Source organism: Suttonella sp. (genome assembly GCF_056855035.1).
The window spans coordinates 11,083-36,345 of the sequence record NZ_JBXGGR010000043.1 but is presented as its reverse complement, the minus strand read 5'-3'; the positions used below and the strand labels follow the sequence as shown (position 1 = coordinate 36,345).

Sequence of the window (25,263 nt, the reverse complement as noted above, 5' to 3'; positions counted from 1 at the left end):
AGGATTGAATATTGCTTGTAGTTCATGTTTTCGCAATCTAGAATGCGGTTGATGGCAACTCTTTATCATTGGTTTTCCTAAATGTTGATAAGTTAAATTGAATGATTTTTTGACTTTCATTGTGATTCTTTCTCTATGCTTGGTGGTTCTATCCCATTAAAAACGTAAAAATATCCGCGAGATTTCCAATTCCCACTAAGTCTATCAAGGTATTTTAGTTGTTTTCTCCAGCGATTTCCAGATCCTGCTTTTTCTAACCAGCCTGCTTTATGCAGTATTTCAATGACTTTGTTTTCGTTGTAGCCTTTACAGATTTCTTCGACAAAGACCTTTGGATAGACATAATAAATATCGTTTGTGCCTTTTTCTCGCTTAATAAAGCCGGGATGCTCGTATGAGGCAACTAAAGTGGCATTGATAGCGTCAATAAAAAATAAGGATCGAATTTGTAAAAAATCTATGGCGTTTTGTAGAATTTTCTGCTCTTCATAAGATTCGGTTTTTGGCTGTAGTGCCAGCCAGTCCTGAAAACATGTTTCAATTCCTTGTAATGATTTGACTTTATCGATAGGCAGTATGCCTAAGTCACAAGCCAAATCCAGTCCTGTCATGCAAGCAGCAAACAGGCGGGCTGTTCGCGCGGTCTGGTCTGTTAAACCGCTTTTGGTTTGTAAAGCGGCTAGATGCTTTTCATAGCAGCTGATGACACGCTCTTTTATGGATGCATTTTGGGTTAGTTCAGTCATATACACTTTACCTGCCACACCATAAAGCGTTGTTGCTGCATGATTGAGATGATTAGCGAAAGTGCGCGCGTCCTGAAACTCATGATGATTTTCTAGGATATGAGGGATTGATGGGCAGCGAACAAGCTCACCAGCCATCACCGTTTTTCCGCGTTTTTTAAGGTGCGTTTCTAGATCAGTTTCGCCCGTTGAAATAGCTAAAACTCTGAATCTTGCTGTTGGACGATTGCCATTATCAATACTGCCTCGAGTACGTCCTTTCCCGTTCGACATAGCATAAATTGCTCGTTTGACGCTATCTCCGCTTTCATCTTTACTGATTTCGTCTAAAGAAAGTAAGCCGTCATTTAGAGCTAAGGCAGTATTTGTTAATGCATAAGCTGTGGTATCCCAATCTTCAGCGGCATCTTTACCATGCCCCCATACGGATTGTGCGGCACGCTGTATCGTGGTCTTCCCGCTTGATGAATCACCGTAAATATGGATGACACCACCATCAATGTTGAACCATTTCAGCAGCGGCGCGGCGAATGCCGCACCAAGGAAGAGAGCAAGACGGCTATTGCCAGCGGCATATTGCCCGATATTGGCTTGCCATTCAGTCAACGTACCACGTGTGCCAAAGGCGCTTTTTTTATCATCAGGGATTTTGCCGTTGAACAAGATGTTGGTTTTATCCCCGATAATTTCTCCGTTTGGCAGGATGTAGACGTCTTTATGCCAGCCAGCAGAATCAGGAATATCCCAGCGCACCCAAGAAATTCGCTCTTGAATGTATTCGGTGAGCAAATCCAATTTCCGTCTTTGACTTGGAATATTGATGACATTACGCAATTTGCGCCAGCCTTCGTTCGTGCCGACATCACCACGGGCGATTAAACAATGCTCACCATTGTTGTACTCGATAACGTGATGCTGCTGTCCTTCTTTGTCTGTGCCATAGCCCACAACGTCAAAGGCTTCGCACAAACGAATGGGGGCGAGATACACGCTGCCATCGGCTTTTACAGGGTAATGATAGATAAAGTCTCCCTGCCCGTGATCTTCAACCACGGTATACGGTTGTTTAGTATCCATTTTTACCTCTGATTAACTTTCAGAGCGGGGAATGACTGATTCCCACCGTGTTGCCCAGCCTCCGGCATTACCTGCGGCAAGATAAATCTTGCCTTCGGGGTCAACGGCATATGTTCCTGCTGCGACTTTCCAAGGCGCATTCAATGCGCCAATATCTTCAACAAGATCCATTATCCAGCCATCAACTTTGCTGACTTCTCGATTGATTAAGACAAAGCCTGTTTTGCGGTCAATTTCAGATACGGCATCTTTTATGCTGCGCCAGTGTTGAGCAAGTTCATGGATTTTGACGGCACGTCTATTGCTAATTTTGATCATCTCATTCTCCCAGTGCGATTTCTTCAATCCGTTCAACATCGGCGATAAGCTCATTACGCCGCTGTACCAGTAAATCTGGCACAACTGTCGTTTTACACTCTATTGCCTCATCTATCTCGGCAATGGCCTGATTAAGCGCTTCGATGAAATAGCCTTGATTTCTGATGAGCACAGCATAGGCCTTGTTTAGACAATCATTAGACGTCATCATGACGTACCTCCTTGGCGCGCAGGCTGTCTAACTGCTCTGCAAGCACGGCAATATGCTGATGCAGGATTTGGCAGATGATGTAATGGTCGGAGGGGAGTAATAAATTTTGCGGATGATCGTTTGCGACTTCTAGCGCGGTAATGAGGGCATCAATACGCGCAAATAGTGTTTCATGAGAGAGCGCATGCAGGGATGCAACATGATTAGACATAACAGTCTCCTTTGTAAGATTTTGAAGACTGCCGCCATTGGTTCCAAGCAAGAGGGCGACAGCATACGCAGGATTGGAACTACCGCTACAAAGGGAACGGCGAGCCTGACGGCTCTCCTGCGCACGCTGCCATAACGTACACTGTAGGCATAAAAATAGCGCTTGAACAGCGCTGGTGCGCCTTTGTATCAACGGGGTTCCAATCCCGATCACAGGTGTTGCTGTGACGGGCGCATTATAGGAAAAAATAGAAATAAGTGTCAAGAGTAAAACGGTATTATTTTCCGTTTGACGTATTACGCTAAAGATAATAAAATAACCCACACTTAGTCCTAGACACAGAACATCATGATTATCTCTTTTGCTGACAAAGACACAGAAAAACTTTTTAGGGGACAGTTTGTTGCCAGATTTGCTGGCATCCAGAAAACAGCTACCAGAAAGTTGGCTTTTTTGAAAGCAGCTGGTAAGTTGGAAGACTTGAAAATACCACCAGCAAACCGTTTGGAAGCATTGAAAGGCGACCGTGCAGGACAGTACAGTATCCGAATTAACGACCAGTATAGGATTTGTTTTGTATGGCATGATGGCGATGCTCATCATGTTGAAATTGTTGATTATCACTAGGAGTATTGCATTATGACTACAGGTATTGTTGACGGTATGCGTCCCGTCCATCCAGGCGAAATTTTGCGTGAGGACTTTCTTGAGCCAATGGGTTTGAGCATTAACGGTTTGGCATTGGCTTTGGGTGTACCTGCCACGCGGATACATGCTATCGTGAACGAAAAACGGAGTATATCGACTGATACAGCCTTGCGCTTGGCACGGTATTTTGGTACATCTGTCGAGCTGTGGCTGAACTTGCAAAACAGCTATGATATAAAAGTCATCGCAACTAAAGAGAAAGACGCACTGGCGCGTATTATTCCCATGCAAGCAATGGCTTGATTTATCGCCATCATATAAGCGATAAGTTGTATTGTTGTCGTTATCACCTGTGAGAACCTTATGATTGCCAGTTTTAACGATAAAGAAACAAAAAGATTGTTCAATGAAAAGAGCAGTATTAAGCTCGCTCACATTGCCCCTGTTGCTTTGCGTAAGCTCAATGCGTTGGAGCTGGCTAAAAGCATTGATGAATTGCGCGTACCACCAAGCAATCGGCTGGAGGTGCTGAAAGGTAACCGTAAAGGACAGTACAGTATCCGCGCACGCGAGGGCGTACGCGCAGATAATTTGCTGAAAGGTAACCGTAAAGGACAGTACAGTATCCGCATCAACGACCAGTATCGGATTTGTTTTTATTGGGAGGGGGATCAGGCTTATGATGTTGAAATTGTTGATTATCACTAGGAGTATTTTATGAGTTATCCAAGAGGAAACAACGGTTTGCCGCCTATCCACCCAGGTGAGCATTTGCGTGAAGATTTTATGATTCCGTTGGGGTTGAGTGCTAGTGCGCTGGCATTGGCTTTGCACTTGCCAGCACCAAATATCAATGAAATTGTGCGTGAAAAGCGCTCTATCACTCCAAGAACCGCTGCACGCTTGGCAAAATACTTCGGCACTTCCACTGAATACTGGTTGCGCTGGCAAGCTGCCTATGATGCCAAAGTTGCAGAAGTTCAAGAGGCTGAAGCGGTTGCTCGTATTACCCCAAGTACGCGAATGCAGGAAATGGCTTGATTTATCGCTTCTATATAAGCGATAATATGCACAATTGAATTTTTCCATAACTAACTCTCCAAAAGTTACTGGATTTCAGAAGCACCTGCTCCAACAGGTGCTTTCTATTTATGAATTAATGACTTTAAATTCGTTATCTAGCAGACGATGTAATTTTTGGCAAAAATCAACAATATCTGCTGCGGCTAAAGGATCTAATGGGGTATCAGGATTCTCTAATGCAATTTGCAGAGTCTCTAACAAACTTCTTTCTATCTGGCTAATATATTCATAGTTTGACTTGTCAGCTCCGAATGTAATTGTAATGTTATTCATAATATTCTCCTTGTTACAAATCACGGCAAATGCGCCGTGAACAATTCTTTTATTTTTTCTCCCGCTTATTCAATCCGCTATTTATTTTTTCGAGCTGTTTTTGCATGCAACATGCATTTATTTCTCTGTTTTTATTAACCATTTTTTCAATTTTTATTTTTTGATTGAGGTCTAGAAGCTCACTTGATTTTTGAAAATAAGAATGCTCAAGATTGAAATACCTTGCGATGTAAAAGTCCACTTCTGGCTCTAGCCATCTTCTATCTTTGCCTTCACCAATACCCTCAGGAAATAGCCCATCTCTTATCATCTTGCGTATTGTGTTGCGGCTACAATCCAATTTTTTTGATACGCTACTGATTTTTAGTAAATTTATCGACATAAAGACTCCTTGATAAGCAAACAACATCAACTTATTTTCATTTATTTTGCCTAATTAATCAACCAAAAGTATATTTTTATGTTACTATTCTCTCGCCTTAGTTGACAAGAAAATAGGAAAATATCTTGAAAAACAAACTATTAATTGTTGAGTCTCCATCAAAAACCAAGAAAATCGCACACTACCTTGGTGAAGGCTGGCAAGTAGAAGCCAGTTTTGGTCATATCCGTGACCTACCGGTGCATGAAATAGGCGTATCTGCCCCCGATTATGCCCCCATTTATGAAGTCGGTGAACGCAGTCAAAAACAGGTTGCTAAACTCAAAGCGCTGGCAAAAGAGGCATCTGAAATCTGGCTAGCCACTGACCCTGACCGCGAGGGAGAGGCCATTGCATGGCATTTGTACGAATTACTCGGACGTGGTAAAACGGTTAAACGCGTGACGTTCAACGAAATCACTGAATCAGCTGTGAAAAAAGCGATAGCAAATCCGCGTGACATTGATATGAATTTAGTCATGGCACAGCAAGGCAGACGGGTACTTGACCGCCTATACGGCTATAAAATCTCTCCCATGCTCTCGTCCAAGCTGTGCGAAAAAGGCGTATCTGCAGGACGCGTGCAATCCGTTGTACTTAAGCTGATTGTTGAGCGCGAGCAGGAAATTCAGCGGTTCGTAGCAACAAAGCATTTTGGCGTATCGTGTCAATTTGAAACAGACCACATAACTTGGCAGGCAACGTGGAAAAAGGATGACTTTATCACCGAAGACAATCCCTACATTACTGACCGCAGCGAAGCGCAGAAAGTTGTTGATGCTGCTGACTTGGGTTTAATCGTTACTGACTACCAAGAGCAAGAGAAAAAGCGTAAACCGCAAGCGCCGCTGATCACCTCTACTTTACAGCAAGCCGCCGCTAATAAACTCAAAATGAGCGTTGGCGATACCATGAAAGCAGCGCAAACACTTTTTGAAGCTGGGCTAATCACTTATATGCGTACGGATAATCCCAACTTATCCGATGAGGCAATTGCCTCATTACATGATTTTTTAGCATCCGTTGGGCAATCGGCGCATATCGCGTCCAAACCGAACAAATGGAAAGCAAAAGACGATGCACAAGAAGCGCATGAAGCGATAAGGCCAACGGATTTTGCGGTCAAAGACGCTCCGATTAGTGATGAGCATGCCAAACAGCTCTATGCACTCATACGGCGCGTAGCCATTGCCAGTCAAATGGCAGATGCTGTCTATAAAGTGCGCACCGCCACGCTGCAAACGACACAAGCCGTCAATCTGGAAAACGTACCCAATCCTCAAACAGCGCCTGCTATCTTCAGTGCCAGCGGCAGCGAATGCCTTTATAAAGGCTGGCAAATCATGGCAGATGATTACACCGATGAAGATGGCGATGAAACATCATCATTATTACCGCAGCTACAGGAACAACAGCAGTACAAGCCTGAAGCCGTCAATCTCTCTGACTTAGAAACCAGACCGCCGAGAAGATACTCAGAAACCTCGCTTGTCAAAGCCTTGGAAAAACACGGTATTGGCAGACCAGCAACTTATGCAAACATCATCGAAACACAGCTAAAGCGAGAATATGCCGTGCTGGAGAAACGGCTATTTAAGCCGACTGAGCTAGGCAAAGCGGTTGAATCTGCACTGGATGGCAGATTTGCCATTATGGACACGGCATATACAGCGGACATGGAGTCTCAACTGGATGCCGTTGCGCAAGGACGCGCGACCTATATTGATGTCGTACGACAATACGATAACGAGCTTGATACAGAACTCGCACAATTTGCCACCGCATCAATCACGCCTTACGGCAATGACAAAACCTACCCTTGTCCTGACTGTGGGACGGGAGAACTCAGAAAACTCAAAGGCAAAAATGGTCACTTTTGGGGTTGCTCAAATTACCAAGCAGGTTGCAAATGCACGCGGCCTGATGACAACGGCAAACCTGGGGAACAGCAGACTAAGCAATCAATAAATACAGACTATCCCTGTCCTAAGTGCGGTAAGGGCTATCTACAACGCTACCCTAGCAAGAAGAAGAAAAATACTTTCTGGTGGGGGTGTAGCGAGTACAAAAACGGCTGTACATACACAACGTTTGACAATGAGGGAAAACCTAAATAAGATGTAATAAATTAATTAATCCATCAAGGAAAACAACATGGCAAAAAAAACTTTTTATGCTATCTGCTTGTCAAGCATCACCATTCTTTCGGGCTGTTCTGTAGTAGGAAATAAAGTCATCTCTGATAATACTCTTAAAGAAAAAGCAGCATTTACCCTAGGAACGACTACTGAGAATATTGTCCTCTCTAACCGCAGACCGTCTGAAGCTGACGCCATTAAGTTTGACGTTACGGCTAAAGGAAAACAGTATCAATGTTATATTACAACTGTAATGGGAGCGATTTCTTCTGATGCTGTTTGTAATGAAATTAATAGCTCATCAAATAAACACACTAAACCAGTTTGTAATGCTTTATTGAAAAAAGCTGGCAAGTGCTAAATTTAAATTAATTCAATATATTGTTATTTAAAATAATAGTGCACAACTACTCTCTAGTTTAACGGCACTCTATAATTGGAAAATTCATGAATAAACTTAACTTAGCTATCATCCTTACTGCTACTATTTTATTAGTTGGTTGTGGAGAAAAAGATGCAAAATATTATTATGAACATCCAGATGAACTAAAATCTGCCCTAGATTCATGCCAGCTTAAAGTGGAAAATATCGCTAAAAATAATGGGTTAGATGAAAATTTAAACTTGACTAAATTATTTAATATCAGGATTAAAAGTGATGAGGAACTCGTAAAAATTACTAATGCAATCGCAGCCAGTATTAAAGAGTTTAGCAAGTTAGAAAGTGATAAGACTTGCCAGCAAGCCGTTATTGCAAAACGGGCTATTGAAATAAATAATTTAAAATCTGCACAACTAAATTATTCTGATGTTTGGCAGAATGTTATTAAAGAGTCAATAGCAGAGCTAGAAAAAGGTAAGGACTCATTAGAAAATCGTTATAAGTTAGAAAAAGTATATAGCTCACTTGATTGGTCGGAGTTAAATAAAAAATATAAAGAAAGTCCGTGTAGAGAGTACAGTAAAGAATGCAATGAAGAGGAGGATAAAATCCTAACCAACTATTGGAAGCAGCAACGAGAAACTGCACTTAACAAGCGGATTGAAGAGCTAAAAGCAATGACTTTTGAAGAGCTTCATCAACTACCAAAGCCTCAAAACTGTCAGATTGGTTTTTTAGGAGTTGATCAAACTAATTTAGACTGTTCAGCCATTCCTGACACGCTTAAATTTAAGAATGTCGAAAAAATTTCTGAGTATAAAAAAGTCCTTCTAACAGGAGATGTTGTTCAAAATTACTCTCCTATGAAAGAAAATTTGGCAGCAAAAGAAAAAGAGTATTGCGGTTCTAGTAAAACATTTAGTTTATGTTCATTTTACTCTAGTGCTAATCGAGAAGTTAAAGAAGCTATACGGGAATATTTAGCTTCTAATGACGAAACATTGATAGCAGAGTATAACAAATGTTATCAATCCTTACAGTCTGCAAAAAATCTACAGGAGAAAGGTAATATTAAATTTGATACCCCCTGCCGTATTATTAAAGAAATAGCCGCTGAAAAGATAAGCGACGGTGATTATAAAGTTTATAATAAAATAAGCGACTTTGCTGAACCATTGCAAAATATAACAAAATAGTTTTATCTGACATTTGCTTATTATTTATTAAATAAAACTAGAATTCTGTCGCCATTTCGCAGACTATCTTTTCAATATTCGTAGCAACTTATATTGTGCTTCTAGTTAGCGCAGGGTTGTTCGGCTAAATATTTAGCTAAAGACTCTACAATAAATAAAATATTTTTATATTCTGTTTATTGTATATCTCAATACGGCAATTATTTTATAATTGCCGTTGTAGCTTTTGTAAGTAGTATTTAGGGGAACTAAATAGGCTGCATCACCTTCAACAATATATTTTCTAAATAAAAAATTAGTGTTGGTAGCATTTGTATTTAATTGCACTAATACAAAATCTCCAGTTTTTGGCTTTGCATCTTTTTCAAAAGCAAGCAGTATATCTTTAGCAAAGCTAGGTTGGGAGGCTGCATTCAGCATACTTTCATCTGGGTTTTTTAACAGAAAACCATTTTCAATGTCATACAGCGCAGCTAAAAAATTAATATCCTCTGGTAACTTGTTTTCGCATAAATATATTGTCAAATTTTCTGTATTTAGGCATGGCATCATCGCCACTATTTTTTTTGTCTCATCTGAATGTCCAAGCATCAGCTCATCCAAAGATGTATTCGTTATTTTGGCAATTTCAATCAAAATTTCAGTTTTAGGGTAGTTCGCATAGTCTAAAGAAAACCATTTACTGACAGCTTGGGGAGACACATCAAGTAACTTTGCAATTTGTAAGCCTCTGCCATGCTCTTGCAACCCTATTTTTGCAAAAGCTTTTTCAAGCGACTTCACGAAAATTTCTTTATTCGGCACATAATTTTCTAAAATTTTATTCATGTTTCTATCTTGGTTAAGTAACAATAGCGAACATTTTCGCACATTTGGTTTACGAAGTGCCTGAAAAAATATAAAGAAGGTTGAAAAAAAAACGCCCTATTTGTAAAATACACTAAAAATATATTTTATGCTTTATAAGATAGATAGATAGTGTATTTTATTATGAAACTATGTCAGTATCTGAAAAAACATCACGGCGAGGCGGCTAGGCTTGCTAAAGAGCTAGGCGTAACGCCTGCTGCAATTTCAAAATGGAAGCAATCAAATCATGTGCCGGCTAATCGTGTTATTGGTCTTTGGCTAGCGACAAACAAAGAAGTTAAGCCTTACCACGTCCGCCCTGATATTTATACTCCCGAAATCATCGCACATCTCAACACTAGAACCTCTCTAGAAGATAGAAATGTTTGAGCTTTTAGGTTGTCAAATTACTGTCCCGCCTGCCCACATGAGCGCTATCGTGCGTACAGAAAGCTCATCAAATCCATATGCCATTGGTGTTGTGGGGCATTATTTGTCGCGCCAGCCGTCATCTGAAGCCGAAGCGCTGGAAGTCATTACCCAACTCCAATCCGATGGGCATAACTACAGCGTAGGACTAGCTCAAGTCAACAAAGTCAATTTCGGGCGTTATCTCAGCAAAGACAAGCTATTTTCACGTTGTGAGAATCTCCTTGCCGGCTCAAAAATTCTTAAAGCTTGCTATGACAAGCATCAAGATTGGAAGAAGGCATATAGCTGCTACTACAGCGGTAATCCGGTCACCGGATTCAAGCATGGCTATGTTCAAAAGGTTTTAAAGAATCTAAAAAAACGATTGCTCACATCAACAAGTGTTGCGTCTTATGCCTCTTTACAGCCAATAAAAATCATCCCGAGAAAATCATCAAAACCTGCAGCTGCAACTGTAACAGCTGCAAGCCAAGTTCAACCGCTATCACTTAAACAGCGGCGTTTAAGTGCCAATTTATCCATAACACACTAAGAGGTATCTATGACCACAGAAAATCAACATACCACAGCTGAACTTAAGGCTGGTATTGATAAAAGCAACACACACTTTCGCTTTAGCCGAAAGGCAAAACTCGCAACGATCTTTGGCATATTAAGTTTGTTAGCAGTTCAGCCGGCCGCGGCGCAAGCATGGGCGCAACAAACTGGGCAGGTTGTTGATTCAATTGGCACTGGTCTCAAATACTTGACCCGCGGAATTGGGATTGCTGTTATCGGTTGGAGCGTCATTATGATTTGGATTGGTAATAAGCGATTACAGGATCTTGTTCCATTTTTTATTGGTGCAGCTATTTTAATCGCGGCACCTGAACTTTTGAAGCTAATCCCGTGATGAGTGCCAAGTTTGAAGCCCCGCTATTCCGCGGGGCGACAAAACCGGTGATGTTTTTTGGCATCCCGGTCAATGCATTGCTGCTAGTTTCAGCACCATCATTTCTTGCCTTTTTTATGCTTTATGACGTGCTGGGATATTTCTCGGCACTGCTGCTTGTCCCGATCTTCGCAGGAGTTCCTGTGATGCGGCAAATCACAAAACGTGATGATCAGCATCTGAACATGCTGATGCTGGAACTTAAGGAACGATTTGGCTGGTTACGGTGTAATCGCTTGCATGACTTGACTATCGTGCCGCCGCACAATTTGCGCAAACACGAGCTGTTGGGAGAATAAAATGGCTGAAACTTACGGTGCAAATAAATTAATCCCATACAGCAGCCATATCAGCCCTGAAATCATCAAATTACAAGGCGGATCGTATGTAATGACTTTTCTTCTACGCGGTGTGCCGTATGTAGGCATCTCACAAGATGAAATCGATAACCGCGTGTTGCAGATCAATAAATTGATTGCTCAGCTGCGCGCACCCGACCGTGAAAATGTCTATATACAAAGCCACTGCTTACATTTTGACGGCAATGCTTATCTGCCGAACAGTTATGCTGAACATAGCTTTTTAGCTGAGCTGAATAACGATTACGAAAACAAAGTGATACATGGTGCGCCGATCATCACAACAGAATACTATCTCAGCTTGATTTACCGCCCATACAAACGGGTCGGCGGTATGGCAACCATCAAAACAACCAAGCGAGAAATCGCTGAATACCAAAAAAATGCCATCGAAGCTTTGGCAAACCTGAAAAATAAAGTCTTGGGCAGCTTTGCAGAATATAAACCTGAAGTCCTGACAGCTTATGAATATCCTGATAATCCTCATGTAACGTTTTCAGAACCGCTAGAGTTTTATAGCAAAATCATCAATTTACATACAACTCGCGTACCTATTATGCGTGCGCAGATTAGCGAATATCTTGCAACGTCAACCCTGACTTTGGGAAAAAATGAAATTATCCGCGTTGATACCGGGCATGGAAAGTTTTATTACTGCGCAATCTTAACGCTATCTGAATATCCTGACAGCACGCTAACAGGGCAAATCCAGCGGGTCTTAGAGTTACCTTGGCGCATGATCGTGAGCCAAACCTTTGTACCAATCAACAAAACAACAGCCAGCGAGTGGCTCGGGCGCGAATATAAACGTCTAGAAAACATGGACAGCGGCTCAGAGCAAGACTTACAAGACTTACTTGACGCACGCGAGGGCGTACGCGCAGATAATTTCCTGCTGGGTGATTACTACTGGTCAATCATGCTGATTGATGATAAGCCAGATAGTTTGAAGAGAAAAATTGCAACGGCTACAGCATTAATTGCCGACTGCGGCTTTACTGCATCAGCCAACAGCGCGGCTAAACTGCACAGCTATTTTTGCCAATTGCCGGGCAATATACACCTGCAACCACGGACAGCAAAGCTATCATCACTCAATGCCGCACAGCTGATGCCCTATCAGATTCAGTCACGCGGCAAAGCCTCTGGCAACCCGTGGGGAGCAGCAGTCAGTATGCTGCGTACCGCCAGTGACGACATTTTCTACTTCAACTTCCACAAATCAGATATTAACAGCAATAACACCGGAGACCGATTGCCCGGCAACACTATGATCACCGGGCAAACAGGTGCTGGTAAAACAGTACTGCTGTCATTTTTGCTGGCGCAAGCTCAGCGTTATGAGACACCGCCAACAACCATCATTTTTGACAAAGATCTTGGATCTTATGTATTCGTCAAAGCCATGGGCGGACAATGCGCAGAAATTAAACTTGGTGAACCGACTGGCTTTAATCCTTTTCATCTCGCCAATACAGAAAGCAATCAAGCATTTTTAAATGAGCTGATCGGCACAATTTTAGAAATGGACGGCATGGGCATGCCGACAGCAAGCGAAAAAAACATGATTGCCGATGCGGTCATCAAAACGCTCTCCAGCCCGAAAGAAATCGCCGATATCGAAGCATTTGCCAACTACCTGCCCGATGGAGATAACAGTATCCGCCAGCGGCTGAAACCGTGGACAGAAGGGCGGTATGCATGGGTATTCAACAACCCAATCGATAACTTTGAGCTTAATAGCCACATTATCGGCGTGGATTACACGCAGTTTTTGGATATGCCAATAGTGCGTACGCCGATTCTCATGTATCTGTTTCACCGAATTCAAAAACTCATTGATGGCCGACCCATCATCATCAGCCTTGATGAAGCCTGGAAACCGCTGCAAGACGAAAAATTCCGGCAGTACATTGAAGACAAAGAACGCACAATTCGTAAAGAAAATGGTTTGCTCATTTTGACTTCGCAATCACCGAGTGATTTTTTTGCCAATGTTCCCAAAGCCATGATTGAACAAATCACCACACAAATCTTCTTACCGAACCCGAAAGCCAAACGGGAAGACTATTTGGGACAGCTGGGACTAGATGAAAGTGAATTTTCCATTATCAAAAATATGGGGGTGACATCACGCGAGTTCTTAATCCGCTATCAAGGCGAAACCACGCACTGCAAGCTGAATTTACGTGGCATTAAAGCCGTTGAAGTCATGAGCGGCTCTGAAGACCGTGCAAGGCTTGCCCAGCGTCTTATCCGCGAATACGGAGAATCTCCTGAAAATTGGCTTCCAGCGTACTACGAACAAGTTAAAACCCTCTAAAACCTAAAAGGAAACGCTCATGAAACTCAAAACAGCAGTTAAAACACTCACAATCAGCATTGCAATTGCATTGGCAGCATTACATGCAAATGCTAGCGGCATCCCCGTTGTTGATGGCGCATCCATTGCACAATCTGCTCAAAATCAAATACAAACTATTACGCAAATGGTGAAGCAGTTGACCGAAGCACAAAAACAGCTGCAGCAGATGAAACAGCAATACCAAGCGATTACCGGCAAAAAAGGCTTTATTGATGTTCTCAAAAACGGCGGAATCAGTGATGACATGCTATCAAGTTTTGATGACCTAATGAAAGGCAACACCGCAAACATTGCGCAGCGCGTACAAGACTATTTTGGCAAAACAATTGACTGCCCAAAGGGCGCTGATAAAGCACTCTGCACCGCGGAATATGAAGGCATTATCAAAGAGGCTTACGCGGAAAAGCTCAATACAGAATTGCAAAACCGCCTGCAAAAAGTGCAAGAGTTATCACAGCGCGCGCAAAGCGCCAATGATGCTAAATCCATGCAGGAACTGCAAGCAAACATTGCGCTAGAAGCCAATGCTATTGCGATACTCAAACAGCAATCAGATAATTTTGAACTGTTGCAAAAAGCGCAGAAAAAAATTATTTCAAAAAAAGCTCAGCAAACATACGCATCACAAGAATGGGAAGAATTGAAAAAAAATAAAGATTCTTCCAGTGAATTAGAAATTGAAAATTATAAAAACATATTAAATTAAATAAACAATAGGTAGCAATTATGAGCATGATAGATTTTTTTCAAGAAATTGAGAAAAATATTTTTTCAAGTATTGATAATATTCTAAATCTATCTGCTACATTTGCTGGAGGCGCAAGCATCTTAGCAATTTCATTTACAAGTGTATGGTTTGTTTTTAAATCCCACAACATCATGATGGGGTATACTCAAGAGCCATTTTTAGAAATATTAAAAGATTTTTTAATTAAATTTGTTATTTTCTTTTTCATTTCTATCTCTGCTTCAGAATTTACAGATTTATCTAAATCATTTCTGATTAATCCTACAATAGAGCTTGCTGAAGAAATATCTGGGGCAGAAAATACAGGTGTCTTTGCAAAAGTAGGTAAGTTATTGGATGATGTTGTGGAAGGGATGACAACAGCAACATCACCCGATGAAAAAAGCTCTGAGAAAGGTGCTTGGGGAAAAATAAAATCATTCTTCAGCAGTATTTATGATGCTATAGATGTAAAAGGCTGGCTAACAACTATTGGTATAATTTTAAAGTTAATGATAATTAGTGCAGGAGCGTTGTATATGGGAATAATATCATTTATGACTGTATTAACTAGCAGAATATTTGCTTTTGTATCTTTAGCTGCTGCACCAATTTTTTTATTATTTTCTGCTTTTACTGTAACAAGAAATTGGTTTTGGTCATGGTTTGCATCAACTCTAGGATACTTATTTACATTTGTAGCTGTTTTTATGGTTTGGGGTTTTATGCTAAATATTACACAGTCATTTTTCTTTGATCCAACTCGCACCTCAATTTTAACTTGGGAAAGCACAGCTAAAAGTTTTTTTGCTTGTTTTTTTATGGCAAAAGTAATTGCTAGAATTGGTGATTTAGCTAGTAGTTGGTTCAGCGCTGGAAATATAACAGATGGCACTAATGCATTATTCGCTGCTTTGGGATATGGTTCAATAGGTAAAGCAAACTCTAGAGTTAAAGAACATCATGAAAATCGAAGAAGACGAAAATCTAATAAACCTGAAAAGCCAAAACCAAATCCAAATCCAGCAGAAATTGTAAAAGCATGACTTTTAATTAATCTAATATTGGAATTTTATATGAAAATAGTTTTAATCATTTTAATGTTACTAACCTCCGCCTGCTCATCCGTTAAATCATACGAAAACGAATCTTTTCCTGATAACAAAGCTGTATGGAATCCGATTAACCCAGAAAACTTTTCAAAGACTGAAGCGCAGCGTATTTACGAAGGGAGTATCGGCAAATGAAGTATTTTGAACAAAGATTAGACGAAGAAAATATCAAAGCTAAAAAAGCGGCATGGGCAATGACCGGCGTATTAGCATTGGTTTGTTTAGGACTAACCGGCGCGATTGTCAAAATGCTGCCCCTTAAAATGACGGATGTGAAAGTGCTTGTTGTCGATAAAAACACCGGCCTGCCTTCAGAAATCACTGCTTTATCGTCATTTGAGACGGGTAACGTCAAAGACGTTACCGCAAATGAGGCGCTGAACAAATACTTCACACAGCGCTACATTATTGCCCATGACAGCTACAACTTTTACGCCATCCGCGAGGCGTATGCGACCATACAGCTGTATTCCGACCCACAAGTATTCAAAGCCTACACGCAAAAATTCCAACCGCCTGTTTCAATTGAGAAGCAATTAGGGCGTGACAAAGTGCTGGATATAACTGTCTTATCCATGACGCCGTCTCATGTACCGACGCCATTTAAAGACAGTGATAGTGGCGGTGTGACTATGCAGGCACGGGTGGAAAAGACCATCCGCAGCAGCGATCAAGTGCTGTCGCAGTCAACCGGCACAGTCACCATGACCTTTGGTTATGACGCAGATCTTGCCATGGACGAGCGCGCAAGAAATATGAATCCCTTTGGCTTTACTGTGACCTCTTATCGTTATGATCCAGACCAAGCGCAAATCACACAAAGCAGCGCGCAGGGAGATACGCCATGATTCGCCGCAGCTTGATACTGGCTTTAGTGGCGGCACTTGCTCAAGCGGTATCGGCACAAGGCATTCAATACGTGCAGTACAACCGCGACAAAATTCCTGCGATTGTCACAGCCGCAGGTATCGCGACAGAAATCATCTTTGAAGATGATGAAACGATTGAATACAGCACTTTCGGGTTTTCTAGTGCTTGGGAAAGTCAAGTCGTACGCGACCATATTCTTGTTTTCAAAGCCAAAGATGAACAGCCGGAAACGAATTTAATCGTCCATACCAACAAACGCGATTATCTCTTCACCGTCATTAGCGGCAACAACGACTGGAAAAACGATCCCAATACCAGCCGCGCGGTGTATTCGATGCGCATGACCTATCGGGACAATAAAAGCAAAGCAGCACTGGCCGCCAAAGCCCAAGCAGAGAAAAGCAAAGCCGAACAAGCCAAAGCCGACAGTATCTTGCGTAACCGTGACATCAGCCCGCAAAGCGGTTATCTGCACGCTAATTATGACTACCGCGCAAGCGTCTATGCCGGTGACCTCATTCCACATCGTATGTGGGATAACGGCACACTCACCTACATTGCGTTTAAGCCCGGCACAAAGCGCGGCGTAGTGTATGAACTAGACCATAACCGCAAAAGCCATCTCATCAATCAGCACACAGAAAAAAACGGCTTGTTAGTCGTACACGGCGTGTATCAAAACCTCATTATCCGCTTGGGTGATGAGGCGGTGGAAATCCGGCGCAATACCCAAGGCGGCCGTATCGAAAATGACAAAAAAACCAGCGTTGACGGCACCGTACGCACCGTTGCCGACACCGCGCCAACCGTCTATGGCGCGCCTATGCCGAATCAAAATCTATTGGGACGCAGATTATCGCTCGTGCCTACACCAACACAGCCAGCAACCATACCTGCATCAGAAGAAACCGCTGTAGACGAACCAGCACTCGAAACAGCGCCTGCCAGCAAATTCACCCCTGAAATCATCACCATCACCGCAGAACCTACACTGCAATAACGGAGAGTCGTATGGAACACGAACAAGCTGAAACCATCTTAACCGCAGAACAGCACCAACGCTATGTAGCTGCACGCCAAAAAGCAGGCATGGACTGCATTACCGATTATGACCGCTGGGACGATGCCCATCACGCCTTAGCCGAGCTAAACGATGCCATCAGCACGGCGTGGGAAGACAGCGAATACAACCCTGAGAACTACAAAGACTTTGCGCAGTTTGATGAGGACAGTCAGCGGCAAAAAATTCTCGAGGGCAAAAAAGCCTATTGGCAAGCGTGTGAATTCCTAGAGCAAGACATACAGCGATTAGAAGCACTGCTTTTCAATCCCAATAACCCTAACAGCCTCACCAACGATCTTTCATAACCCGCCGACACCTTAGGAGCATACGATGAGTACAACGACAGACAGCCCTAAACAAGACCATCAAACTCAGCCTCAATTTTTAGCCGCTGAGCGTATTGACCTGAACGCATCTTATTTTCAGCGGCATAGCGTCAAAAAACTGGGCGCACAGTGGGACGGCTATACTTGGTATATTGAACAAGATACGCCATTAGAGCCGTTTTATGACTTTCTGCCGGGGCAAGAACGACTGAAGATTGACCTTGCTAAGTCCGAGATTGAAGCCCAAGCGCGAGGCATTCAGGGCTACACCGTTGACCGCGAAAATTTCCGCGAAAGCGGGCAAATTTATCTTCAGGGCATTGCCGAGACATTGATTGAGCAAGGTTATCAAACCAAGGCCATAGAAATCAGAGACTATGGCATTTTCCAACACCTCGAGCGCGGCGCAGAAAAAATCACGCTGCACCTGAGTCAAGACAATGATCAGACCGCTATTTACCGCGTCTCACTCTCCAATAGAGCGACATTAAAAAACGCCTATTCACCTTGGCAAAATGCCGAAATCACTGACAAAGCGGTCGCGATTGAAAAAACGGCGGCTTACATTGCCGAAAAATCTCCCCTTTTGGCGGTAAAACGGGCGCAAAAAAACGCAAAAACCACTCAAACGGCGGCAGAAAATACGGCACAAGCACGTCATTACATTGACGTGCCTTACATGGAACGCTTTGAGGCAAAAGGGCTTGGGGCAAAATGGGACAAAGATGCCAAAAGCTGGTACGTCCCTGAAGGCCTTGCCCCTGAACCGTTTGCCAAATGGCAGGCAGAAGCCGAACAAACCCTACAGCAAACACCACAAGCCGCGCTGCAAGAAACACGGCAAACGCTCAAAGAGCAGGCGGAACGCACCATCGTTGCCAATCCACAAGCACCGCCAAGCGAGGGACACACCACGCAGACAGCAGAACAAATTACTCCCGCTCAACAAGCGGAAAAGCCAGCAGTAGAGACAAAAACCCCCTCTTTCAACGCAGCGCCTGGCGAATCGCATACCCCCAATCATGATAACGGCACAACACAAACCTTTTGGCAGACGTTTTACCAGCGCCATGACGAAATCCAAATGCTCGACAGCATTATGGCAGAAAAGCCCGTTTATCTTGCCGTACCCTATGAAGACAGACACGAAGCCAAATCCCTAGGCGCAAAATGGGACAAAAACAATGGTTCTTGGTATGTGCCGGCCGGCATAGATAAAACACCGCTGCAGCACTATCTGCCGAAGCTGGCAGAAGTGACCGGCGGCAAGGACATCAATGACTTTATTGATGCTGCCCGCGGCATCGGCATACAAATGGGCGGTTTTGACAGCACCTCACGCAGCTGGCAACGGCTGGCAATTGACGGCAAGCATTACAGCCATAAAGACGGCGCAGTACGTCTGTATGACAATGCAGACGGCACTATTGGAGCAATCGCCCGTAATTTATCAACCGGAGAGGAAATCACTTGGTCTAACCGCGGCGCAAAAAAAAGCTCACTGGGTAAAGAACACAAAACAGCGCTCAAGCTCAATGCTGATCTCAGACAGATCGCCATGCAGGAAATGCGCGATACCGTCGCACATTTGCGTAGTGTTGATGCCATTGTGCTGTATCAGCAATTACCGCCTGCCCGCGGTGATGAGCCATATCTGCAGCAGAAAGGCATACAGCACTGCAACAGCTTAAAACGCCTCGATGATGGCACAGTTGTAATGCCGATTCTAGATGCGCAGCGTGATGAAGATGGTCAAATACGCATGCAAATCCGCTCATTGCAAACCATCAGTCCAGAGGGCAATAAAAAACTCATGACACAAGGCGAAAAAAGTGGCGGTTTTTTTGCCCTCGGCAACACAGCTTTTGCCTATCAAAATCCCAACCGCGTCATCATCGCCGAAGGGCTTGCCACAGCAGAAAGCGCCTTACAAATTGCCCAAACACAACAGGACAAAAGCACATTAGCCATTGCGGCGGTGGATTGCGGTAATCTCCTGAAAGTGGCGGATAAAATTGCTGAACTCTATCCCAATGCAGAAAAAATCATTGCGGCTGACAATGATCGCAGCACAGAATTCAAAAGCGGTAAAAATCCCGGACTAGAAGCAGCACGGCAAGTACAAGCCAAACACCCAGACATGCAAATCTTCCTGCCGCCAGCCATTGACGGCAAAAGCACCGATTGGAATGACTATCTGCAAAAAGAAGGGATAGACAATGCGGTAAAGCATTTTCGGGCTGAAGAATCTGTCCAAACGCAAACTGTACAGCCTAAAACCCAGCACGCACCGCAACACAAAGCACTTGAGCTGAACATAGACGGCTTATGCGCCCGAGAGATTGGCAAAGCGGCTTACCAAGTCATTGGAGGCGATATCCAAAAACTCCCTGAACTCAGCAAAGCGCTTGCCGCCAAAGGCTACAAATTAGACGAACGCGCCTTACTCGCTGCTGCTGGACACCCAATCACGCTGCAAGACGCGTTTACCAAAGCCGTCAGCAAAGCACCTGCCAAAAATCCCGCAGCGCCTGCACTGCCAATCCGCCAACCCGTAAAAACAACTGAAACCAGTGAGATGAGCCGATGACACGAACTGCCGACAACTGCCTTTCACCAAACGGCAATTGATCTTTGCCCTTGCTGGATTTTTGAGCGCAGCGGCTGGATATGGATACGGCGCATATTCTGGCTATCAATTGGCACAAGAGCGGCAAAAATCCTGTGCGCAAGACATGATGCAGGACATACCGCTCAGTATTGCTAAACCACTCAGTATTGCTAAACCACGGACAGAACAATGAAGGAAACCTTATGAGTCAAGCAAATGATAAAAAAACGGTTAAGCCTAATGACGGCGCAAACGGCGGTATCATCATTGAAGAAAGCACAGATAACAGCGCTTTAAACAGCGGTTCAGGGCGGATAAAAACCTCCCCCGGGAAACTGGCTATGCTAATTGCGCTAGGCATATCTTTGCCGGCGCTGGGTATTTTCGGCGGCTTTAACTACATCAAAAGCAATCTGCATTTCGGCGGTGATGACGCACCCAAAACCAAAACAACGCGTACCTATCACAGCGCACCCGAGAGTATCGGTAAATTCATTCCGCCGGAATTGCCAAAAGCCGAAAAAACACCTGAACCTATTGCCGCTGTTGCGATAGAACCCGAACCAGAACTTATTGTCATCCGCCCAGGCGAAGCTGCACCTGCTGCCGTACCAACCGCGAACCCGCAAGACGAAGTGCGCACTAAACGCTTGGCATCTGGCATCAATGCCTATACCGCAACGGTATCGACGACCGTCAATACCGCCAATGCGGCCAATCCAGCAGAAAACGCCAATACAGCAGACCGGCGGGTGAAATTAATGGCAAACATTGACTACACGCTGGTCAAAGGCACGAAAATTCCCTGCGTGCTGGAAACCAATATCATCAGTGAACAAGACGGCTTTACCAGCTGCGTGATTAGCCAAGACGTCTATAGCGGCAATGCCCGTATTTTGCTGCTCGAAAAAGGCACGCGAGTGAGCGGCGAATATCACGGTAGCGTAAAAAACGGCGACCGCCGTCTGCAAGTCATCTGGGACAGACTCATCACGCCCTATGATGTTGCGGTGCAGATTAAATCGCCCTCGACCGGCCGCTTAGGCGCATCAGGGGTGACCGGTAAAGTGGATAACCGCTGGGGACTGCGTATCGGCTCAGCATTGTTGGTCAGTCTTATCAGTGATGCACTCAGTATCGCAGGCGATAAGAGCGATAGTGCAGCAGTCATTGTGGATTCCAATACAGCAGACACCTCGCAATCACTGGCTGAAAAAATATTGGAAAAAAATATCGACCTCAGCCCGATTATCTATATCCGCGAAGGGGAAGTCATCAATATCTACGTGGCAGATGATATTGACCTGTCTGCCGTCTACCAAGCTCGCAGCGTTTGGTTTGGAGCGCATTGATGTGTTTGCCGCAAGACGCACTGCAATTTAGCGATACCTTCAACCGTTTCGGCGGTGTTGAAGGTTATACCCAAGCACTTGAAATTGGTGCAACACAGTTACCGCTGGATCGCTGGGTGCAGGTACGCACGCCTGCCTTTAAGGCGGAATATGGAGATTGGGAAACACTCAACTATCAAAAAAAGATAGATAGTTTTATTGAACGAGCTATTGCCAGTCATGATCCGAGAGAAGCATTAGAGTTTAGGCAAGTTAGTGAACATGAAATTCAACAAATTCGTAAAGAATTGGGGGTTGATGCAACAGGTTTTGTTCATGAATTCGTCGCACATGAATTTAAACATGCCTTTAATCGACATCATGCAGATTCTTTCAATGAAAAAAACCAACGGTCTTTGACATTAATGGATTTAAAACGCATTCCTGTTGTCTTAGACGGATATGATCATTTGCGCATTAAGCCAGCAGGGCAGAATAGAAGTTCACTGATATACAGCAAAGCCTTTTCGGGCGGAAGAATTGAGTATGTTGAACGTGTTTTAGAAACCTCTTCACGTCAAAAACCCAGACTATCCACAAAAACAGTCTGGGTCAAATCGCCGACTGGCGCAACATCCAGCCCACCGCAGGTTTATACTCCTGAGCGATCAAATGAAATTTTACCTTTTAGCAACGGCAGAATCAATCCAGCAGATATTGCAGCCACATTAAACCCAATAAATGGTATTTTAGGCTGGGTAAAACCCGATAGAGTAGAAGCCATACAAGTCAAAGGGCTGCCTAGAGTATTTGCTCCAATGACTTTTGACAATTCCATGTATTTGGCAGAAACCACCGTCAAACTGCTTGATGAAAAGTATGGCGGTAACCGTATTTACACGGTTGAAGCCATTAATGTCTTCGACAGACACCAAATCATTGAAAAATTTATTGAAGACACAAAAAAAGCGGGAAACACTTACCCAATAACTATGGCGGAAACAGATAAGTCTAACCCTTACCCGAATTCCCTCCGGTCTCTCGGCGTTTCCCGAGTCATTAATCTAGCAGAAAACATCATTGCATTCAACAGCAAAAATCTCTCTCAACATCTCAACCCGTACACCTTCGAGCCAACGCGTGATTTTCTCGCCCGCACGCTGCCCAGCCCATTGATTGACCTCAACGGACTCGGCAACCGTGAAGCTGCGCGCAAGCTGCATGACAGCGTAAGCGGCGATATTGCCCATCTGCCCTTAGTCATGCTCTCAGCCCAAGCCGCAGGCAAACAGATAGATGCGCAAGCGCTCATCAAAGCGGCTGATTTACATCCTATCCCACGTAAAGACGCATGGCTGTCTGCCGTGCGCAGTCTGCCTGAACAAAGCAACACCCGTACCCGGCATCAAGACAAGGGCATTAACCGATGAGTGCTTTACCACGCGATGCTATGCAGTTCAGCGAAACCTTTACCCGCCATGGCGGTGTTGAAGGCTATGCGCAGGCAGTTGAAATTGGTGCAACACAGTTACCGCTGGATCGCTGGGTGCAGGTACGCACGCCTGCCTTTAAGGCGGAATATGGGGATTGGGAGTTTGCCCGTGAACACAAGCTGCATAGACATAGTCAAAATAAAAAAGATGCACGCAATATTTTAAGAACGCTAACTAAGACAGATCTAACGAATATAGATAGCGGTATTGTTGCCAATTTATCTAATAATTCCGTTGATAAGATTTTATCTTCTGACGCTTTTGAAAAATCACTGCTTACGACTGATACGGGATTAGTTCATCTTACAGCAGCAGTCAATGTAGATCTTCTTTTTACTCAGGGTATATTAGGGTGGGTGAAGGACGATCGTTCAAATGATTCCAATATCATTGGTCTTCCAAGAATTTTTGCGCCAATGACGTATGAAAATAAGATGTTTCTAGCAGAAACCACAGTTAAATTATTTAGTTTAGGGGAAAGCGGTCATCGTATTTATACCGTTGAAACGATCAATATCTTAGATAGTCAGCAAATCATTGAGAAGTTCAATTCGGACACAAAAAAAGGAAACGCCTCCCCAGTTACTGTGGCGGTCGCAGACCTTAGTGAAACTAAGCTGACTCCCATCCGGCCTCTCGGCGTTTCCCGAGTCATTAATCTAGCAGAAAACATCATTGCATTCAACAGCAAAAATCTCTCCCAGCACCTCAATTCATTCACCTTCGAACCCACCCTAGACTTTCTCACCCGCAGCGTTCCCAGCCCGCTGATTGACCTCAACGGACTCGGCAACCGTGAAGCTGCGCGCAAGCTGCATGACAGCGTAAGCGGCGATATTGCCCATCTGCCCTTAGTCATGCTCTCAGCCCATACAGCAGGCAAACAGATTGACGCTAAAGCGCTCATTCAAGCCGATACGCTGCACCCCATTCCGCGTAAAGACGTTTGGCTGTCTGCCGTGCGCAGTCTGCCTGAACAAAGCAACACCCGTACCCGACATCAAGACAAAGACATCACCCGATGAGTACTTTACCGTTATCTCAAAGTTCTGCTGCCGCAGACATTGAACTCCCGCCAAAAATCGTTGCGCAGATCAATCACACCTTTGACGCGCTCGGCATTCTGCCCTTGATGCGCGAACCCGGCGTAACAGAAATCGCTATCAACGAACCGAATGTGATCTATTTTGAGCGGAACAGCCAATGGAAACGTAAAGAGGTGGTGAACAACTCCGATATGCTGATTGAAGGTCTAGGTACGCTGCTGATCAACCATGCCGGACAATCGCAAAAGTTTGACGTAAACAATCCCATGCTGTCTCTCACCATGCCCGGCGGTGAACGCGCGCAGCTGGTGCGCAAACCCGCTGCCGAGGCATGCAGTCTTACCGTGCGTATTCCCAGCAATGCCAAATTCAGCATGGATCAATATGAAGCCTCAGGCTTGTTTGCCGATATTATTCCCAGTGACGGGCATATCAGCCCCGAAGATCGGGAACTACAAGAATTGTTGGTAAAACGCGAATACCGCGCATTTTTAGAAGGCGCAGTGAAATACCGTAAAAATATCGTGGTCAGCGGCGCAACCGGCAGCGGCAAAACGACCTTCATGAAAACCCTCATTGACTTAATAGACTATCAAGAGCGCATTATCACCATTGAAGACGCACGAGAACTTTATCTTGATCATCCTAATAAGGTGCATTTGATGTATCCCAAATCCATGAGCCAAAGCACGGTGACGGCCAAGTCATGCTTAGAAGCCACCCTGCGCATGAAGCCTGACCGCATCATTTTGGCGGAAGTCCGCGGTGATGAAGCGTTTTATTTTATCCGCGCCTGCGGTAACGGGCATAGCGGTTCTATCACCTCCTGCCATGCCGATTCTGCATTGATGGCGTATGAACAATTAGCACTTATGATTAACGCCAGCCCCGAGGGCGCAAGTCTCAGTTATGACGTGATTAGACGCCTCATCATGATGACCATCGATATTTCTATTCACTTTGCTAATCACGGAGGGAAACGCTTTATCACCGCGATTGATTTTAATCCTGAACGGAAGATTAACCTGCTGCAAGGAGCGTAAG

At 44.0% G+C, this 25,263-nt stretch carries 29 protein-coding genes; 22 read left to right on the top strand and 7 right to left on the bottom strand.

The window, feature by feature from the left end:
• Positions 1 to 116: 116 nt before the first annotated feature.
• The 4 genes from ACJHVI_RS04040 to ACJHVI_RS04025 are packed head-to-tail and all read right to left on the bottom strand — an operon-like array spanning position 117 to position 2,563.
• Positions 117 to 1,823: a DUF927 domain-containing protein gene (locus ACJHVI_RS04040; RefSeq protein ID WP_483183343.1), complete on the bottom strand. Its 1,707-nt coding sequence runs from the start codon at positions 1,821 to 1,823 to the stop codon at positions 117 to 119.
• 12 nt (positions 1,824 to 1,835) lie between these two features.
• The gene (locus tag ACJHVI_RS04035; protein ID WP_483183342.1) at positions 1,836 to 2,141 is read right to left on the bottom strand and encodes a hypothetical protein; all 306 of its coding nucleotides are present in this window, start codon (positions 2,139 to 2,141) and stop codon (positions 1,836 to 1,838) included.
• 1 nt (position 2,142) lies between these two features.
• A complete protein-coding gene (locus ACJHVI_RS04030; protein WP_483183341.1) occupies positions 2,143 to 2,352 on the bottom strand; it encodes a hypothetical protein in 210 nt (69 codons plus the stop codon).
• Positions 2,339 to 2,563 carry a hypothetical protein gene (locus tag ACJHVI_RS04025; protein ID WP_483183340.1) on the bottom strand — a complete coding sequence of 75 codons (225 nt, stop codon included), beginning with the start codon at positions 2,561 to 2,563 and terminating at the stop codon, positions 2,339 to 2,341. Before ACJHVI_RS04025 ends, ACJHVI_RS04030 begins: the two co-directional genes overlap by 14 nt.
• Before the next feature lie 348 nt (positions 2,564 to 2,911).
• Between ACJHVI_RS04025 and ACJHVI_RS04020 the strand changes: the two genes are divergently transcribed.
• From ACJHVI_RS04020 to ACJHVI_RS04005, 4 genes are read left to right on the top strand one after another with little or no spacing between them, the layout of a single operon-like run.
• The gene (locus ACJHVI_RS04020; RefSeq protein ID WP_483183339.1) at positions 2,912 to 3,190 is read left to right on the top strand and encodes a type II toxin-antitoxin system RelE/ParE family toxin; all 279 of its coding nucleotides are present in this window, start codon (positions 2,912 to 2,914) and stop codon (positions 3,188 to 3,190) included.
• A gap of 12 nt (positions 3,191 to 3,202) precedes the next feature.
• Positions 3,203 to 3,514 (top strand): HigA family addiction module antitoxin, encoded by a 312-nt coding sequence (locus ACJHVI_RS04015; RefSeq protein ID WP_483183338.1) that lies wholly within the window; start codon positions 3,203 to 3,205, stop codon positions 3,512 to 3,514.
• Between the two features lie 60 nt (positions 3,515 to 3,574).
• Entirely contained in the window at positions 3,575 to 3,919 is a 345-nt protein-coding gene (locus ACJHVI_RS04010; protein WP_483183336.1) for a type II toxin-antitoxin system RelE/ParE family toxin, read from the top strand.
• Between the two features lie 9 nt (positions 3,920 to 3,928).
• A complete protein-coding gene (locus ACJHVI_RS04005; protein ID WP_483183335.1) occupies positions 3,929 to 4,252 on the top strand; it encodes a HigA family addiction module antitoxin in 324 nt (107 codons plus the stop codon).
• A 108-nt stretch (positions 4,253 to 4,360) separates the two neighbouring features.
• On the opposite strand, the gene ACJHVI_RS04000 is transcribed toward ACJHVI_RS04005, so the two are convergent.
• On the bottom strand, positions 4,361 to 4,567 hold the full coding sequence (locus ACJHVI_RS04000; protein ID WP_483183334.1) for a hypothetical protein: 207 nt from the start codon (positions 4,565 to 4,567) through the stop codon (positions 4,361 to 4,363).
• A gap of 49 nt (positions 4,568 to 4,616) precedes the next feature.
• On the bottom strand, positions 4,617 to 4,949 hold the full coding sequence (locus ACJHVI_RS03995; RefSeq protein ID WP_483183333.1) for a helix-turn-helix transcriptional regulator: 333 nt from the start codon (positions 4,947 to 4,949) through the stop codon (positions 4,617 to 4,619).
• A gap of 125 nt (positions 4,950 to 5,074) precedes the next feature.
• Here ACJHVI_RS03995 and topA point away from each other — a divergent pair, with 125 nt between their 5' ends.
• From topA to ACJHVI_RS03980, 3 genes are all read left to right on the top strand, one after another.
• On the top strand, positions 5,075 to 7,105 hold the full coding sequence (gene topA, locus ACJHVI_RS03990) for a type I DNA topoisomerase (RefSeq protein ID WP_483183332.1): 2,031 nt from the start codon (positions 5,075 to 5,077) through the stop codon (positions 7,103 to 7,105).
• Positions 7,106 to 7,142: 37 nt separating this feature from the next.
• On the top strand, positions 7,143 to 7,487 hold the full coding sequence (locus ACJHVI_RS03985) for a hypothetical protein (RefSeq protein ID WP_483183331.1): 345 nt from the start codon (positions 7,143 to 7,145) through the stop codon (positions 7,485 to 7,487).
• Between the two features lie 86 nt (positions 7,488 to 7,573).
• A complete protein-coding gene (locus tag ACJHVI_RS03980) occupies positions 7,574 to 8,704 on the top strand; it encodes a hypothetical protein (protein ID WP_483183330.1) in 1,131 nt (376 codons plus the stop codon).
• Between the two features lie 165 nt (positions 8,705 to 8,869).
• Here the strand turns inward: ACJHVI_RS03980 and ACJHVI_RS03975 are convergent, their stop codons facing one another.
• Positions 8,870 to 9,532 (bottom strand): LexA family protein, encoded by a 663-nt coding sequence (locus tag ACJHVI_RS03975; protein WP_483183329.1) that lies wholly within the window; start codon positions 9,530 to 9,532, stop codon positions 8,870 to 8,872.
• 162 nt (positions 9,533 to 9,694) lie between these two features.
• Here ACJHVI_RS03975 and ACJHVI_RS03970 point away from each other — a divergent pair, with 162 nt between their 5' ends.
• The 15 genes from ACJHVI_RS03970 to virB11 all read left to right on the top strand — a co-directional run bounded on the left by ACJHVI_RS03970 (position 9,695) and on the right by virB11 (position 25,262).
• Positions 9,695 to 9,943 carry a Cro/CI family transcriptional regulator gene (locus tag ACJHVI_RS03970; RefSeq protein WP_483183363.1) on the top strand — a complete coding sequence of 83 codons (249 nt, stop codon included), beginning with the start codon at positions 9,695 to 9,697 and terminating at the stop codon, positions 9,941 to 9,943.
• On the top strand, positions 9,936 to 10,517 hold the full coding sequence (locus ACJHVI_RS03965; protein ID WP_483183328.1) for a lytic transglycosylase domain-containing protein: 582 nt from the start codon (positions 9,936 to 9,938) through the stop codon (positions 10,515 to 10,517). Before ACJHVI_RS03970 ends, ACJHVI_RS03965 begins: the two co-directional genes overlap by 8 nt.
• 9 nt (positions 10,518 to 10,526) lie before the next feature.
• A complete protein-coding gene (locus ACJHVI_RS03960; RefSeq protein WP_483183327.1) occupies positions 10,527 to 10,877 on the top strand; it encodes a TrbC/VirB2 family protein in 351 nt (116 codons plus the stop codon).
• On the top strand, positions 10,877 to 11,215 hold the full coding sequence (locus ACJHVI_RS03955) for a VirB3 family type IV secretion system protein (protein ID WP_483183326.1): 339 nt from the start codon (positions 10,877 to 10,879) through the stop codon (positions 11,213 to 11,215). The genes ACJHVI_RS03960 and ACJHVI_RS03955 overlap by 1 nt, the downstream gene beginning before the upstream one ends.
• A 1-nt stretch (position 11,216) precedes the next feature.
• Positions 11,217 to 13,598 (top strand): VirB4 family type IV secretion/conjugal transfer ATPase, encoded by a 2,382-nt coding sequence (locus ACJHVI_RS03950; RefSeq protein WP_483183325.1) that lies wholly within the window; start codon positions 11,217 to 11,219, stop codon positions 13,596 to 13,598.
• A gap of 19 nt (positions 13,599 to 13,617) precedes the next feature.
• On the top strand, positions 13,618 to 14,346 hold the full coding sequence (locus ACJHVI_RS03945) for a type IV secretion system protein (protein ID WP_483183324.1): 729 nt from the start codon (positions 13,618 to 13,620) through the stop codon (positions 14,344 to 14,346).
• A gap of 20 nt (positions 14,347 to 14,366) precedes the next feature.
• On the top strand, positions 14,367 to 15,413 hold the full coding sequence (locus tag ACJHVI_RS03940) for a type IV secretion system protein (protein ID WP_483183323.1): 1,047 nt from the start codon (positions 14,367 to 14,369) through the stop codon (positions 15,411 to 15,413).
• Between the two features lie 197 nt (positions 15,414 to 15,610).
• Positions 15,611 to 16,327 (top strand): VirB8 family type IV secretion system protein, encoded by a 717-nt coding sequence (locus tag ACJHVI_RS03935; protein ID WP_483183321.1) that lies wholly within the window; start codon positions 15,611 to 15,613, stop codon positions 16,325 to 16,327.
• On the top strand, positions 16,324 to 17,349 hold the full coding sequence (locus tag ACJHVI_RS03930; protein WP_483183320.1) for a TrbG/VirB9 family P-type conjugative transfer protein: 1,026 nt from the start codon (positions 16,324 to 16,326) through the stop codon (positions 17,347 to 17,349). Before ACJHVI_RS03935 ends, ACJHVI_RS03930 begins: the two co-directional genes overlap by 4 nt.
• An 11-nt stretch (positions 17,350 to 17,360) precedes the next feature.
• Positions 17,361 to 17,717, top strand: coding sequence for a hypothetical protein (locus tag ACJHVI_RS03925; protein WP_483183319.1), 357 nt, complete (start codon positions 17,361 to 17,363; stop codon positions 17,715 to 17,717).
• Between the two features lie 25 nt (positions 17,718 to 17,742).
• Positions 17,743 to 20,328 (top strand): DUF5710 domain-containing protein, encoded by a 2,586-nt coding sequence (locus tag ACJHVI_RS03920; RefSeq protein ID WP_483183318.1) that lies wholly within the window; start codon positions 17,743 to 17,745, stop codon positions 20,326 to 20,328.
• A 224-nt stretch (positions 20,329 to 20,552) separates the two neighbouring features.
• Positions 20,553 to 21,701, top strand: coding sequence for a TrbI/VirB10 family protein (locus ACJHVI_RS03915; RefSeq protein ID WP_483183317.1), 1,149 nt, complete (start codon positions 20,553 to 20,555; stop codon positions 21,699 to 21,701).
• Positions 21,701 to 23,110 carry a PBECR3 domain-containing polyvalent protein gene (locus tag ACJHVI_RS03910; protein WP_483183316.1) on the top strand — a complete coding sequence of 470 codons (1,410 nt, stop codon included), beginning with the start codon at positions 21,701 to 21,703 and terminating at the stop codon, positions 23,108 to 23,110. The genes ACJHVI_RS03915 and ACJHVI_RS03910 overlap by 1 nt, the downstream gene beginning before the upstream one ends.
• A complete protein-coding gene (locus ACJHVI_RS03905; RefSeq protein WP_483183315.1) occupies positions 23,107 to 24,198 on the top strand; it encodes an LPD3 domain-containing protein in 1,092 nt (363 codons plus the stop codon). The genes ACJHVI_RS03910 and ACJHVI_RS03905 overlap by 4 nt, the downstream gene beginning before the upstream one ends.
• Positions 24,195 to 25,262, top strand: a complete 1,068-nt coding sequence (gene virB11, locus ACJHVI_RS03900; RefSeq protein ID WP_483183313.1) for a P-type DNA transfer ATPase VirB11 — start codon at positions 24,195 to 24,197, stop codon at positions 25,260 to 25,262. The genes ACJHVI_RS03905 and virB11 overlap by 4 nt, the downstream gene beginning before the upstream one ends.
• The last annotated feature ends 1 nt before the right edge of the window (position 25,263 follow it).